The organism is Shewanella sp. 0m-8 (assembly GCF_052977265.1).
Map to the genome: position 1 here is coordinate 107,910 of NZ_JBRIMB010000012.1, position 12,420 is coordinate 120,329.

Annotated in this window: 15 protein-coding genes; 6 read left to right on the top strand and 9 right to left on the bottom strand. The window is 42.9% G+C overall.

Features of this window, described 5'->3' with window-relative positions; translation table 11 throughout:
• Positions 1-50: 50 nt before the first annotated feature.
• The 7 genes from hscB to trmJ all read right to left on the bottom strand — a co-directional run bounded on the left by hscB (position 51) and on the right by trmJ (position 4,923).
• Entirely contained in the window at positions 51-575 is a 525-nt protein-coding gene (gene hscB, locus ACVBIO_RS08505; RefSeq protein WP_447162113.1) for a co-chaperone HscB, read from the bottom strand.
• A gap of 18 nt (positions 576-593) precedes the next feature.
• A complete protein-coding gene (gene iscA, locus ACVBIO_RS08510) occupies positions 594-917 on the bottom strand; it encodes an iron-sulfur cluster assembly protein IscA (protein ID WP_447162114.1) in 324 nt (107 codons plus the stop codon).
• A gap of 14 nt (positions 918-931) precedes the next feature.
• Positions 932-1,315, bottom strand: coding sequence for a Fe-S cluster assembly scaffold IscU (gene iscU / locus ACVBIO_RS08515; RefSeq protein ID WP_447162115.1), 384 nt, complete (start codon positions 1,313-1,315; stop codon positions 932-934).
• Between the two features lie 40 nt (positions 1,316-1,355).
• On the bottom strand, positions 1,356-2,570 hold the full coding sequence (locus ACVBIO_RS08520) for an IscS subfamily cysteine desulfurase (RefSeq protein WP_447170207.1): 1,215 nt from the start codon (positions 2,568-2,570) through the stop codon (positions 1,356-1,358).
• Positions 2,571-2,652: 82 nt separating this feature from the next.
• Complete coding sequence (gene iscR, locus ACVBIO_RS08525; RefSeq protein ID WP_220770735.1) at positions 2,653-3,114, bottom strand: Fe-S cluster assembly transcriptional regulator IscR; 462 nt, start codon at positions 3,112-3,114, stop codon at positions 2,653-2,655.
• 195 nt (positions 3,115-3,309) lie between these two features.
• Positions 3,310-4,131, bottom strand: coding sequence for a serine O-acetyltransferase (gene cysE / locus ACVBIO_RS08530; RefSeq protein WP_447162117.1), 822 nt, complete (start codon positions 4,129-4,131; stop codon positions 3,310-3,312).
• A gap of 27 nt (positions 4,132-4,158) precedes the next feature.
• Positions 4,159-4,923 carry a tRNA (cytosine(32)/uridine(32)-2'-O)-methyltransferase TrmJ gene (gene trmJ, locus ACVBIO_RS08535; RefSeq protein ID WP_447162118.1) on the bottom strand — a complete coding sequence of 255 codons (765 nt, stop codon included), beginning with the start codon at positions 4,921-4,923 and terminating at the stop codon, positions 4,159-4,161.
• Between the two features lie 156 nt (positions 4,924-5,079).
• Between trmJ and suhB the strand changes: the two genes are divergently transcribed.
• From suhB to ACVBIO_RS08550, 3 genes are all read left to right on the top strand, one after another.
• Positions 5,080-5,880: an inositol-1-monophosphatase gene (gene suhB, locus ACVBIO_RS08540; RefSeq protein WP_447162119.1), complete on the top strand. Its 801-nt coding sequence runs from the start codon at positions 5,080-5,082 to the stop codon at positions 5,878-5,880.
• 315 nt (positions 5,881-6,195) lie between these two features.
• Positions 6,196-6,603, top strand: a complete 408-nt coding sequence (locus tag ACVBIO_RS08545; protein WP_447162462.1) for a phosphate-starvation-inducible protein PsiE — start codon at positions 6,196-6,198, stop codon at positions 6,601-6,603.
• A gap of 254 nt (positions 6,604-6,857) precedes the next feature.
• The gene (locus ACVBIO_RS08550; RefSeq protein WP_447172408.1) at positions 6,858-7,154 is read left to right on the top strand and encodes a PilZ domain-containing protein; all 297 of its coding nucleotides are present in this window, start codon (positions 6,858-6,860) and stop codon (positions 7,152-7,154) included.
• A gap of 136 nt (positions 7,155-7,290) precedes the next feature.
• On the opposite strand, the gene ACVBIO_RS08555 is transcribed toward ACVBIO_RS08550, so the two are convergent.
• Positions 7,291-7,533, bottom strand: coding sequence for a YecH family metal-binding protein (locus tag ACVBIO_RS08555; protein WP_447162464.1), 243 nt, complete (start codon positions 7,531-7,533; stop codon positions 7,291-7,293).
• Positions 7,534-7,773: 240 nt separating this feature from the next.
• On the opposite strand from ACVBIO_RS08555, the gene ACVBIO_RS08560 reads away from it, so the two are divergent.
• The 3 genes from ACVBIO_RS08560 (at position 7,774) to ACVBIO_RS08570 (ending at position 11,768) form a co-directional block, all read left to right on the top strand.
• Positions 7,774-9,447, top strand: a complete 1,674-nt coding sequence (locus ACVBIO_RS08560) for a LytS/YhcK type 5TM receptor domain-containing protein (RefSeq protein ID WP_447172409.1) — start codon at positions 7,774-7,776, stop codon at positions 9,445-9,447.
• 3 nt (positions 9,448-9,450) lie between these two features.
• Positions 9,451-10,161, top strand: coding sequence for a two-component system response regulator BtsR (gene btsR, locus ACVBIO_RS08565; protein WP_447162466.1), 711 nt, complete (start codon positions 9,451-9,453; stop codon positions 10,159-10,161).
• A gap of 167 nt (positions 10,162-10,328) precedes the next feature.
• Positions 10,329-11,768 carry a carbon starvation CstA family protein gene (locus tag ACVBIO_RS08570; RefSeq protein WP_447162467.1) on the top strand — a complete coding sequence of 480 codons (1,440 nt, stop codon included), beginning with the start codon at positions 10,329-10,331 and terminating at the stop codon, positions 11,766-11,768.
• A 106-nt stretch (positions 11,769-11,874) separates the two neighbouring features.
• Here ACVBIO_RS08570 and ACVBIO_RS08575 read toward each other — a convergent pair whose 3' ends face one another.
• Complete coding sequence (locus tag ACVBIO_RS08575; protein WP_447162468.1) at positions 11,875-12,420, bottom strand: YaeQ family protein; 546 nt, start codon at positions 12,418-12,420, stop codon at positions 11,875-11,877.

Genomic DNA, 12,420 nt, shown 5'->3' on the forward strand with positions numbered 1-12,420 from the left:
TGTTGGCTCAACAACTTGAGCCAACAATATTATAAAATTAACCCAGCTGACTAATCTAAGAACGCGTCTTCAATTCTGGTCAACTCGTCTTGTAATTTTGCCATAAACTTGAGTTTACGAATTTGATCTGCTGCCTGCAAATGGTCAGCTTCAAGATCACTCACCAGCATCACTTTTAGGTCTGCTGTGATCTGTTTCGCGTATTGCTCAAAAGAGTCGTAAAGCGCGGCGATCTCGTCATCTGGATTATTACTATGGCTAATGTCTTCAAGTGATTCTCGCCACTCCATCTGTTGCATTAAAAATTGGGTATCTTTTAATGTTGTAGACTCGTGACTTAACTCTAGCCCTTTCAATGCAAGCAAGTGCTCAGCTCTTTGAATGGGGTTCTTGAGTGTTTGAAAAGCATCATTGATTTGCGCTGTGCGCTGCACAGAAAGACGTTTATCTTGCTCACTTGCGTTAGCAAATTTGTCGGGATGAACCGCCCTTTGCAGATCGCGATAGCGTTCTGCAAGTAAGGCGGTGTCGACATCATAGGAAGGAAGTAAACTAAACAGCTCGAAATAATTCATAGTTTAACTTTTAATAGCTTATACGGTAAAACTCTCACCGCAGCCACATTCACCTTTCGCATTAGGGTTATTAAATTGGAAACCTTCGTTTAGACCTTCTTTAACAAAGTCCAACTCAATCCCTTGAAGATAGATAAAGCTTTTGGCATCGATGATGATTTTCACACCATCGATATCATAGAGCTCATCGTCGTCATTCAGGTCATCAACAAACTCCAGTACGTATGCCATACCAGAGCAGCCTGATGTCTTAAGCCCTAGACGTAAGCCTAAACCTTTGCCACGGCTGGTTAAAAAACTTCTAACACGTTCAGCCGCAGCGGGAGTGATACTAATTGCCATCTTAACTCCAGGTATTACTTAGATTGCTTTGTTTTGTACTCATCTAGAGCGGCTTTAATCGCATCTTCAGCCAAGATAGAACAATGGATTTTGACTGGTGGTAAAGCAAGCTCTTCTGCAATATCAGTATTCTTAATCGCTAACGCTTCATCAACGGTTTTGCCTTTTACCCACTCTGTTACTAGTGAGCTAGAAGCTATCGCGCTGCCGCAACCGTAAGTTTTGAACTTAGCGTCTTCGATAATACCGTTGTCGTCGATGCGCAGTTGCAGCTTCATTACGTCACCACAAGCTGGTGCACCGACCATTCCGGTCACAACTGAAGGGTCGTTTTTATCAAATGAGCCAACGTTACGCGGGTTTTCATAATGATCGATTACTTTTTCGCTATAAGCCATGATACTACTCCAATTTATCTATTCGTGAATTAAGTTAAGGTTAGTGATGTGCCCACTGGACTGAGTCCAGATCGATACCGTCTTTGAACATTTCCCAAAGCGGCGACATTTCCCTTAAATTACCAATAGATTCTTTAATCGTTTCTATTGCATGGTCGATTTCTTCATCAGTTGTAAAACGCCCGATTGAGAATCGAATTGAGCTATGAGCCATTTCATCATTAAGTCCTAGAGCACGTAGAACATAGCTTGGCTCTAAGCTTGCAGAAGTACAGGCTGATCCAGACGATACAGCTAAATCTTTTAGCGCCATCATCAATGATTCACCTTCAACGAAGTTGAAACTCACATTTAGGCTACCGCAATATCTGTTTTCCATATCACCATTGATATAGGTTTCTTCAATATGATTGATACCATTCCATAGTTTGTCACGTAAGCGACGAATACGCTGGTTATCCACATCCATATCGGCTTTAGCAACGGCTGCTGCTTCACCCATACCCACAATTTGATGAGTCGCAAGTGTACCACTACGCATACCACGCTCATGTCCACCACCATGCATAGCCGCTTCTAGACGGATACGAGGTTTACGGCTGACATAAAGTGCGCCAATACCTTTAGGGCCATACATTTTGTGACCAGAAATAGACATCAAATCGACTTTAGTCGTTTGCACGTCGATAGGTAATTTACCCGCGCTTTGCGCTGCATCAACGTGGAATATAATTTTACGTGAACGGCAAAGCTCACCAATTGCATCGATATCTTGAATCACACCGATTTCGTTATTCACTTGCATGATACTCACTAAAATAGTGTCTTCACGCATAGCGGCTTCAATCATAGCAACTGGAATTAGACCACTTGGCTCAGGTTGAAGGTAAGTCACTTCGTAACCTTCACGCTCAAGTTGGCGGCAAGTATCTAACACGGCTTTGTGTTCAGTCTTGCTGGTGATGATGTGTTTACCCTTCTTATGATAGAAGTGAGCAACACCTTTAATTGCTAGGTTGTCAGACTCAGTCGCACCTGAAGTAAACACGATTTCACGTGGATCAGCGTTAATCAAATCAGCGACTTGGTTACGAGCAATATCAACAGCCTCTTCAGCTTGCCAACCGTAACGGTGAGAACGAGACGCTGGATTACCGAAAATGCCGTCCATTGTCAGGCACTGCATCATTTTCTCTGCAACGCGAGGGTCAACTGGCGTCGTCGCAGCATAATCTAAATAAATAGGTAGCTTCATCACACACTCCGTACTTTGTAGCCTCGAGTAGAGACCACTTACAACGTACAAAAAATAATTTTTATATTCATAACAAAGACGGCTAAATGCTTAGTCTTTGCTCCTGCTGCAATTTATCTTGTTTAACGGAGATAAACTGCACATCTCTTTTATGCATCAATCCTGCTAACGATATGCCATTTAAGAAATCAGAGATCTGATTGCTTAAATCTCCCCAAAGCGAATGGGTTAAACATCGGGTTCCACTCTGGCAATTACCTTGACCTTGGCAGCGCGTTGCATCGACGGACTCATCAACCGCACGTACAACCATTCCAACGGAAATGTCGCAAGCATCTGTACCTAGGCGATATCCACCACCAGGTCCACGGACACTAGAAACCAAACCATTTTTTCTGAGTTTTGCAAAGAGTTGTTCGAGGTAAGATAGAGAGATCCCTTGACGCTCGGAAATATCGGCCAATGGCACAGGACCATTAGTTGAATGCATGGCAACGTCTAACATTGCAGTTACTGCGTACCGACCTTTCGATGTAAGTTTCATGCTACTACGTCTCCCAAAAAAGCATAGACTAATTTCAACATACCTGACTGTTTTAGTCAAGTATAAAGCCTAGTAATTTGGTCAAGTATTAATAGGATCATGACAGGAACTAAATACCCCGTCATTTTGCTGGGGTATTTAACCTGTTTATTAGGCAAGATTCAATGACATTTAAGATTTTAAACGCACATTATTCTAGATAATGGGATCAAACTCATCTAAAGACTTCTGACGCTTCTGCGCTGCCGCAATTTCTGCATCATTAAAATCTTCCACATCAAGCTCTGGTAATTTTTCAGTACAGACGCTTCCGCCCAAAGTTTGTACAGCCTGGCAGACTTCTTGAACTTTAGAGTCCATCAAATGCATATGATCTAACATTTGACCAATAGCATTAGCAACCGGATCAGGATTATCTGGCGATACCGCGTAGGCATCGAAACCATACTTTTTAGCCATTTCAGTGCGGCGCTGGGATGTCTCTTTAGACTGAGCGGATGGCGACGCAACGACGCGGCCAGGAATTCCCACCACTGTGGTATCAGCAGGAACATCTTTAACCACTACAGAATTGGAACCAACGCGTGCGCCGTCATTCATAGTGATAGGTCCTAAGACCTTAGCCCCCGCACCGATCACCACATTATTACCTAAAGTTGGGTGGCGCTTACCTGATTGCCAAGTTGTACCACCTAACGTTACCCCATGGTATAGCGTACAGTCGTTGCCAATATTAGCCGTTTCACCAATCACAACTCCCATACCATGATCAATAAAGAAGCGATCACCAATGGTCGCTCCAGGGTGTATTTCTACACCCGTTAACCATCGAGAGAAAGTGGATAAACATCGCGCCGAAAGTCGCCAATTTCTGACCCAGAGTTTATGGCTCACCCTGTGGATCCAAATTGCCTGCATTCCCGGGTAATTGAATAAAATTTCAATCGTCCCGTTTGCTGCAGGATCTCTATGGTAAATAGAGGCTATGTCGTCTTTCAATCTTGCGATAACACCCATTTAGCTACTTCCTTTGCTTAACGCTGTTTACTTATCTTTGGTCTCATTTTTGGCAACGACTTTATCAATCGAGGTCAATATCCCGCGCAAGATGTTCATCTCTTGACGCTCAATACGCGTACGGCTAAATAAACGACGTAACTTCATCATTACATGGCCAGGATGGTTTTTAACAATAAAGTTAGTGGCTAGTAATGTATTTTCTAAGTGCTCATAGAAGTTTTCACGCTCTTTTGATGATGGAAAATCAACTAGAGTGTCCTCACTATCAACAGTTTGAACAGGCTCTGCGCTACTTTGCACTTGCGCAAGATGGGCTACCCGTGCCTCATAACAGATAATCTGCACTGCTTGTGCCAGATTCAATGAGGTGTATTCTGGGTTAGCAGGAATAGCAACATGATAATCACAGCGCTGTAGCTCTTCATTCGTTAGGCCGTTATTTTCACGTCCAAATACGATAGCTACAGGGCCGGTTAATGCTGAGCCGACTAATTTCTCACCCGCTTCACGTGGCTCAAGCATCGGCCAGTCTAAGGTACGGCTACGAGCACTTGTTGCAATCACTAAGCTACAATCTGCAATGGCTTCTTCTACTGAGCCTACGGTAATCGCATGCTTTAGAATATCCGATGCACCAGCCGCTAACGCGATCGAATGACCATCTGGCTCAACCTTTGGCTCAGCAAGATATAAAGTGGATAACCCCATGGTTTTCATAGCACGGGCTGTAGAACCTATATTCCCTGGGTGGGAAGTACCGACAAGAACGACGCGAATATTGCTGAGCATGAAACTACTTATTTTTCTGAGAGAACACGTGAAAGAATGTTACCACAAGCGACTCATTTTGCTTATACAAAAATCAGCATTTGATATAACCGTCAAATCGGGTATAATCCGCCTCCGATAATTTATATCCGTTCTTTTACATCCAGGGGATTTGCAATGCTTCCAATGCATACCATTGCTGTGCGCGCTGCTCGCGCTGCCGGCCAAACTATTGTCCGCGCCTATGCGGAACTAGACCGTATAGAAGTCACCTCGAAAGGTGTTAACGACTACGTAACTAACGTAGACAAGGAAGCTGAAGCTGCAATCACGTATCAGATCCGCAAAGCTTACCCAGACCACACTATTATTGGTGAAGAGACTGGTGAGAACAAAGGAACTAATAAAGATTACGTATGGATTGTTGACCCTCTGGATGGCACTAATAACTTCGTAAGAGGTATTCCTCACTTTGCTGTATCTATCGCGATGCAGTTTAAAGGTAAAACCGAAGTCGCTGTTGTTTACGATCCTATTCGTGACGAGTTGTTCTCTGCTGTTCGTGGTAAATTCGCTAAACTTAACGATTTCCGCATCCGTGTTAAGAACAATGAATTAAGCGAAACTATTATTGGTACTGGTTTCCCATTCAAAGCTAAGCAACACACTGAAACTTACATGAAGCTGTTTGCAGCTGTATTTGCTCAGTCTGCTGACCTACGTCGTGGCGGTTCTGCAGCACTTGATCTTGCATACCTTGCTGCTGGCCGTTTAGATGGTTTCTTTGAAATTGGTCTTAAGCCATGGGATATCGCTGCTGGCGATCTAATCGTACGTGAAGCTGGCGGTACTGTTACTGACTTTACTGGTAACCACAACTACCTAGTGTCAGGTAACATTGTTGCTGGTACTCCAAAGACGACCACTGCACTTGTTAAGACATTCCGCCCACTATTGAGCGAAGCACTTAAGCGTTAATTCATCTTAAGTTGGTAATAAAAACCGTCTTTTTTAAGGCGGTTTTTTTATGCCCATTTTTCGCCGCGAATTAAAGCGTCTGCAGGCTATTTCCCAAACACTATAACAACAACGACATGTGTACCCATTTTGCTGCTATGTTTACTAAATAGCTTCGTTAATATAGCAGTTGTTATGAAGTTGACAGCAGCCTGTGACTGAGTGGGAAGAACCAATAAGTTTTTCAAACGCAATTGTGAATGACGTCACATTGATAATGTCACATTTCTTTGATTTGCTGATACCCTTTATCAAACGACTGCATTAGGGAGCATCATGGATAAAATGTATCGAAAATATGGCATTACAAGCATCAAAGCCATTGAACATCTCGTATTAATCATTATCGCAATCGCCACCGTTGTGGCAATTGGCCAAGAAATTAAACACATCTTTGAGGTTGGTGCCGTAGCACTTGCCGACCTATTATTGTTGTTTATTTATCTCGAAGTATTGGCAATGGTGTCGCATTACGCTGAATCAGGTAAATTGCCCATCCGTATGCCATTGTATATTGCCATTGTTGCACTAGCCCGTTATCTAATCTTAGATATGAAGGCCATGGATGATTGGAGAATTGTGGGTATTGCCGTCGCCACATTAATACTTGCCGCAACGGTTATCATTATTCGATGGGGCCAGCTCAAATTGCCCTACCCACGTCGTAAAGAAGACGACTTATAATACACATGCCCGAAGCCACGCTTCGGGTATTCTTTCATCAAATGACTCGTTAACGTAACATTTAATCAGCAGTCAACGCTAATAGTACCTATCAGTATAAAAACACCCAACAACCGCTGCGGTTATCTTTTTAATCGCCGTCTATCTTGTATAGCATCCCCCTTTGTCTCACAGCATCTTAGTAATAATCACTTTAATTATCTCATTGTCCCCTTTAAGATGAGGCATAACTACGCGGTAAAGGATGAGCAGAAATGGAAAGCTATCGGGAAGAGAGACGCAACTCTGCACGGGTTGATATGGAAAACGAAAAAGTCGTTATTACACTGCAGAGCGACGTTACCGTTGTAACTAAGCCGTCCGAGGCAATTTGCATCGATTTATCTCGAAACGGTGCCCGACTTCAATGCCAGCAAGCGATGCCTACTGGTACATTAATCGCTATTACTTTTAATAACGATAAAGACAATGAAAATGCCATTAAGGGTCAAGTATGCCGTTGTCAGCCTTTAGATAATGGCCATTTTCACGTTGCTTTGCAGTTATTTTAGCTCTATGGGTTGAAGAGTGCGCGTGGTGAAAGCAAAGCGTAAACCATTGTGACCGCACTCGAATAATCGGTATTACATACTAAAAAGCCTGCATAAGCAGGCTTTTTAGTATGTAATGTCTATTCAAAGCATAGAGCTAGTGATTACAAATCCTATCAGCAGCTGTTTCTATACCGTTTTCAGAATGAATAAACTTGCCCTTCTTCTCAAGAAAAGCAATTAATTCATCAGCATTCATCTCTTGAGCCGAGCATGTATGATAATGAACCTGCTCACCAAACTCTTTGTGCATAAGTGCTTTAAGCGCTTCTTTCGTTAATGATTGACCGTGAGCAAGCATTAGCTCCATTACTTGGTGACCATGAATAGATCCTGACATATTGCCTCTACATTAAGATGTATATATTAAGCACTTTATACGCTATCTGAGATAACAAAACTTTGACCTACTTTGCACTCACGCCATTACAACTAAATTTTTGTAGAAAAATAGGCTTAGTGCACATTATATTGAGTATTTGATTTTGCATAAACCGCGTAAACTAGCCCGCGGCAGGGACATCAATAATAACCCAGCCTCTGTAGCTAAAATCACATTACTATTTAAAGTGAGTCTTTCATGTCGCTAATTTTGTTACTTACACAACAGATGAGCCTGTATATGGTTATTGTCTACCTTGTGAGTAAAACGCCCTTATTTAAAGTCTTCACCGAAGCGGCGACTCGTTTACCTCACAAAGTCTATATCTACTTCATTTTCTCAGGCTTTTGCATCATGGCTACCTACTTTGGTGAGCAAACTAATGATGCTATTGCTAATACCCGAGCGATGGGTGCCGTGTTGGGTGGCTTACTCGGTGGGCCAGTAACAGGCTTTCTCGTTGGCCTCACTGGCGGCTTACACCGTTACAGTATGGGCGGTTTTACCGACTTAGCATGTGCCATATCAACTACACTAGAGGGTTTATCCGCGGGACTTTTTAGCTATTATTTACGCAAGATAGGCCATCAAGAATTAATCTACTCTCCATTAATGGTGTGCATCATTACGTTTGCCGCTGAAGTAATGCAGATGTTGGTTATTTTATCGGTAGCAAAGCCATTTGGTGATGCATGGATACTGGTTGAACAAATTGCACTGCCAATGTTACTTATCAATTCAATTGGCGCGGCATTATTTATGAGTATTATCCGCGATCAAAAAGCCATGTACGACAAGATGTCATCGGTTTTTTCAACTCAATCTCTGCGCATTGCAGAACGAAGCGTAGGTATTCTATCGACTGGCTTTAATGAAGAAACCAGTAAACAAGTCGCACAGATAGTAAAACAGGAAACACAAGTTGGTGCAGTGGCGATTACCGATACCGATAAATTGCTAGCTTTTATCGGCATAGGCGATGACCATCATATCGCTGGCACCCCCATCTCTTCAAAAATGACTCAAGATGCCATTGAGCAAGACAAAGTTATGTTTGCAGATGGCGTCAACATGCCCTATTCATGTTCTATTTCCGGCAACTGCCAACTAGGTTCCTGCTTGGTGATCCCACTAAGATCTGATGCTAAAGTTATCGGCACGATCAAACTTTATGAGCCCAAGAAGAAGCTATTTTTAAATATCAACCGAACCCTAGGCGAAGGCTTAGGACGACTATTATCAAACCAGATCCTTTATGGGCGCTTTGCTGCGCAGCAAAACCTATTAGTTCAGTCGGAACTAAAACTCTTACAAGCACAAGTTAATCCGCACTTTTTATTCAATGCATTAAATACCATCGCAGCCATCATTCGCCGCGATCCCGCTACGGCGCGCCAATTGATCCAAAATCTATCTCAGTTTTTACGGATCAATCTAAAGCGGACTACTGGGCTAATTAGTATCGCCGATGAACTTGAGCACATCGATTCGTACTTAACCATTGAGAAAGCGCGTTTTATCGATAAGCTGACAGTTAACATCGATATTCCAGAGCCTTTGCTCCATCACAAGCTCCCAGCTTTTACCCTACAGCCCATTATTGAGAATGCGGTAAAACATGGCACTTCAAACATGCTGGAGCCGGGTGTGATCACTGTAACAGGTGAGCGATTAGCTGATGACACCATCCTACTGTCAGTCACAGATAATGCAGGGCTTTATCAGCCAAAAACCAATAGCGAAGGTTTAGGCATGAATATTGTCGATAAACGTATTCAAAATATGTTTGGCGCACAGTTTGGTATTAACGCTCAGTTTGAGCCCAATAAATTCACAACTATCAGTATTCATCTACCGATAATAGGAGCATAAACCATGATTAGCTGCATCATAGTCGACGATGAACCCTATGCCAGAGATGAGCTGGCGATACTCCTTGAGAATGAACCAGACTTTGAAATATTAGCTCAATGTAGTAACGCCGTAGAGGCGATACAAGCCATAACCAAATTAAAGCCACAGCTGGTCTTCTTAGATATTCAAATGCCTAAAATCTCTGGGCTTGAACTCGCAGCGATGCTCGACCCCGATGATCTTCCTAGAATCGTATTTGTAACGGCTTTTGATGAATATGCCATCACAGCCTTCGAAAAGCAGGCCTTTGATTACTTGTTAAAGCCGATTGATGATACTCGCTTTATTAATACCTTGGCACGATTACGTAAAGATCTGACACCAAAACAACTGAGCCCAATTGCCAGTGAGAAACTTGAGCATATTCCTTGTTTTTGCGGTAACAAATTAAAGGTCGTTGCAACAGATTCTGTGCAGTATATTTACAGCGATATGAGCGGAGTCCATGTTGCGACAGCCAATGAGCTTGTTCATACCCATATGACATTAAGAGTGTTAGCCGAAAAAACCTCATTACTCTACTGCCACAGACAGTATTTAATTGCCCCATCAGCCATTGCTGAAATCGAAATCCAAGAAGCTGGCGCTGAAGTCACTACACGCTCAGGCGCCAAAGTTCCTGTATCAAGGCGCTATTTAAAGCAGCTAAAACAACTATTTGGTTTTCAATAGGCCTTGAGATAAATAGCACTTCCGTACAATAGAGATAAAAAGTTCAACCGCTAAGGTCAGCATATTACCGCTAACCTTAGCTATTTGACCGCTTAGCCATTTGCCACTTTCTGAAGTCATAAATATGTTTACACTCCGAGCCATTCTACGTTGAGCGAGTTAATATTATGACCTGGTTTTTTCTGTGTGTCGGTCTGTTGATCGGTGGCTATTTTATTTATGGTGCATTTGTCGAAAAAGTGTTTGGCATCAATGCAAAGCGTCAAACCCCTGCGTTTACCAAGACTGACGGTGTTGATTATGTGCCTATGTCAAAAGGTAAAGTTTACCTTATTCAGTTACTCAATATTGCAGGTGTAGGCCCAATCTTTGGCCCTATCTTAGGTGCTCTTTATGGCCCCGCGGCAATGCTTTGGATTGTACTCGGTTGTATTTTTGCAGGTGCCGTACACGATTACTTTTCAGGTATGCTATCAGTTCGCAATAATGGTGAGTCAGTACCAAGCCTTGCCGGTAAATACCTAGGTAAAGGTGCTAAGCACTTTATGAACGTGTTTGCGATTATCTTACTACTTTTAGTTGGTGTGGTATTTATCTCAGCGCCTGCGGGACTTTTAGCTAAGCTGACAGGCTGGGATTTGAGCATTTTCGTTGGCATCATCTTCTTCTATTATTTAATCGCAACTATCGTTCCAGTAGACAAGATTATTGGTCGCTTATACCCGTTCTTTGGTGCGCTATTAGTGTTTATGTCTGTCGGCCTGACAATCGCATTAATCGTTTCAAGCGAACACAGCTTATTACCTGGCGTTGAAGTGGGTGACTTCCTAACTAACCTTAACCCGAACGATATGCCATTATGGCCTGCACTGTTTATTACCATCGCTTGTGGCGCTATTTCAGGTTTCCACGCAACGCAGTCACCGCTAATGGCGCGCTGTGTTGAAAACGAATCAAATGGCCGCTTCGTGTTTTTTGGCGCCATGATTGGTGAAGGTATTATCGCGCTGATCTGGTGTGCAATTGCATTATCATTCTTCGGGGGTGTTGAAGGTCTAAACGCTGGCATGGCGGGTAACCCTGCAAACGTGGTTTATGAAGCGTCAACTGGTCTTCTAGGCGCAGTAGGTGGATTCTTAGCAGTATTAGGCGTTATCGTATTACCGATTACCTCTGGTGACACAGCCTTCCGTAGCGCACGTCTGATCTTGGCTGAGTTTTTCAAGATGCCACAAACAGAACTGCCAAAGCGTTTAATGTTTGCTATCCCATTGTTTGCAGCTGGCGCTTTGCTGACTCAAGTCGACTTTGGTGTTATTTGGCGCTACTTCGGTGTAGCAAACCAAGCCACTGCCGTTATGATGTTATGGACAGCTTCAGCTTATCTACTTCGTCATAATAAATTCCACTGGATCTGTACTGCTCCAGCGATATTTATGACCACAGTTGTGATTAGCTTCTTACTAAGCTCGCCAACTCTAGGGGCAGGTCTTCCTATGACTATCTCGACTGTTGCAGGTATTGTATCAACCTTGATCATTGCCGGTTTGATTATTGTAAAAACCAAAGGCAAAGGTGAAATTGAGATTACAGCTGAAGAGGCCTAATCTGAATCGAATTTAAGCTATAGGTATAAAAAAGCCAGTCAAGTGACTGGCTTTTTTATACCTATAGCTTGGGGCACTCGATAACACTGAGACAGTATAAGTAAGCTTACTTATGGCCTTTTAGTAATTCAGGCTCAACTAGCACGCTGTTATCGTTATCAGAGATCCAAATTTGACCTTCACAAATATTAAACTGCAAAGACATATTACGCCCAACCAACTGCCCCATCGCTTTAACTGACTCTTCTGGAATATTCCAGACGGTTAAGTTGTCGTAACGCTCAAATGCCACTTCATTTTGTTTCCACCAGATCGGCACGCTACGACCACCATAAGTGATCAGTTGAACTTCTTTAGCGCGGCCGCAAGCTTTACGTAACCATTTTTCATCACTTTGCCCAAACTCAACCCATAGGTTGATTTCATCAGACAAAGACTTATCCCAAAGCTCAGGCTCATCATCAACGCACAGCCCTTTACTAAATGTCAGTGAGTCACTGGCATTCATGGCAAAAGCAAGCAATCTGACCATCATACGCTCATCGGTTTCTGACGGGTGCTGTGCAACAGTTAATTGATGATCTTGATAGTAGCCACGATCCATATCAGCGATTTGAATTGCGATTTTATATACGGTAGCTTTTTTGGCCAT

Bases quoted from the DNA above. Each gene is read 5' to 3' on its own strand.
- ACVBIO_RS08520 (WP_447170207.1), bottom strand. From the start codon at position 2,570: ATGAAGCTACCTATTTATTTAGATTATGCTGCGACGACGCCAGTTGAC.
- ACVBIO_RS08570 (WP_447162467.1), top strand. From the start codon at position 10,329: ATGACCTGGTTTTTTCTGTGTGTCGGTCTGTTGATCGGTGGCTATTTT.
- cysE (WP_447162117.1), bottom strand. From the start codon at position 4,131: ATGGGTGTTATCGCAAGATTGAAAGACGACATAGCCTCTATTTACCAT.
- hscB (WP_447162113.1), bottom strand. From the start codon at position 575: ATGAATTATTTCGAGCTGTTTAGTTTACTTCCTTCCTATGATGTCGAC.
- trmJ (WP_447162118.1), bottom strand. From the start codon at position 4,923: ATGCTCAGCAATATTCGCGTCGTTCTTGTCGGTACTTCCCACCCAGGG.
- iscU (WP_447162115.1), bottom strand. From the start codon at position 1,315: ATGGCTTATAGCGAAAAAGTAATCGATCATTATGAAAACCCGCGTAAC.
- ACVBIO_RS08560 (WP_447172409.1), top strand. From the start codon at position 7,774: ATGTCGCTAATTTTGTTACTTACACAACAGATGAGCCTGTATATGGTT.
- ACVBIO_RS08555 (WP_447162464.1), bottom strand. From the start codon at position 7,533: ATGTCAGGATCTATTCATGGTCACCAAGTAATGGAGCTAATGCTTGCT.
- btsR (WP_447162466.1), top strand. From the start codon at position 9,451: ATGATTAGCTGCATCATAGTCGACGATGAACCCTATGCCAGAGATGAG.
- ACVBIO_RS08550 (WP_447172408.1), top strand. From the start codon at position 6,858: ATGGAAAGCTATCGGGAAGAGAGACGCAACTCTGCACGGGTTGATATG.
- ACVBIO_RS08545 (WP_447162462.1), top strand. From the start codon at position 6,196: ATGGATAAAATGTATCGAAAATATGGCATTACAAGCATCAAAGCCATT.
- suhB (WP_447162119.1), top strand. From the start codon at position 5,080: ATGCTTCCAATGCATACCATTGCTGTGCGCGCTGCTCGCGCTGCCGGC.
- ACVBIO_RS08575 (WP_447162468.1), bottom strand. From the start codon at position 12,420: ATGGCCAAAAAAGCTACCGTATATAAAATCGCAATTCAAATCGCTGAT.
- iscR (WP_220770735.1), bottom strand. From the start codon at position 3,114: ATGAAACTTACATCGAAAGGTCGGTACGCAGTAACTGCAATGTTAGAC.
- iscA (WP_447162114.1), bottom strand. From the start codon at position 917: ATGGCAATTAGTATCACTCCCGCTGCGGCTGAACGTGTTAGAAGTTTT.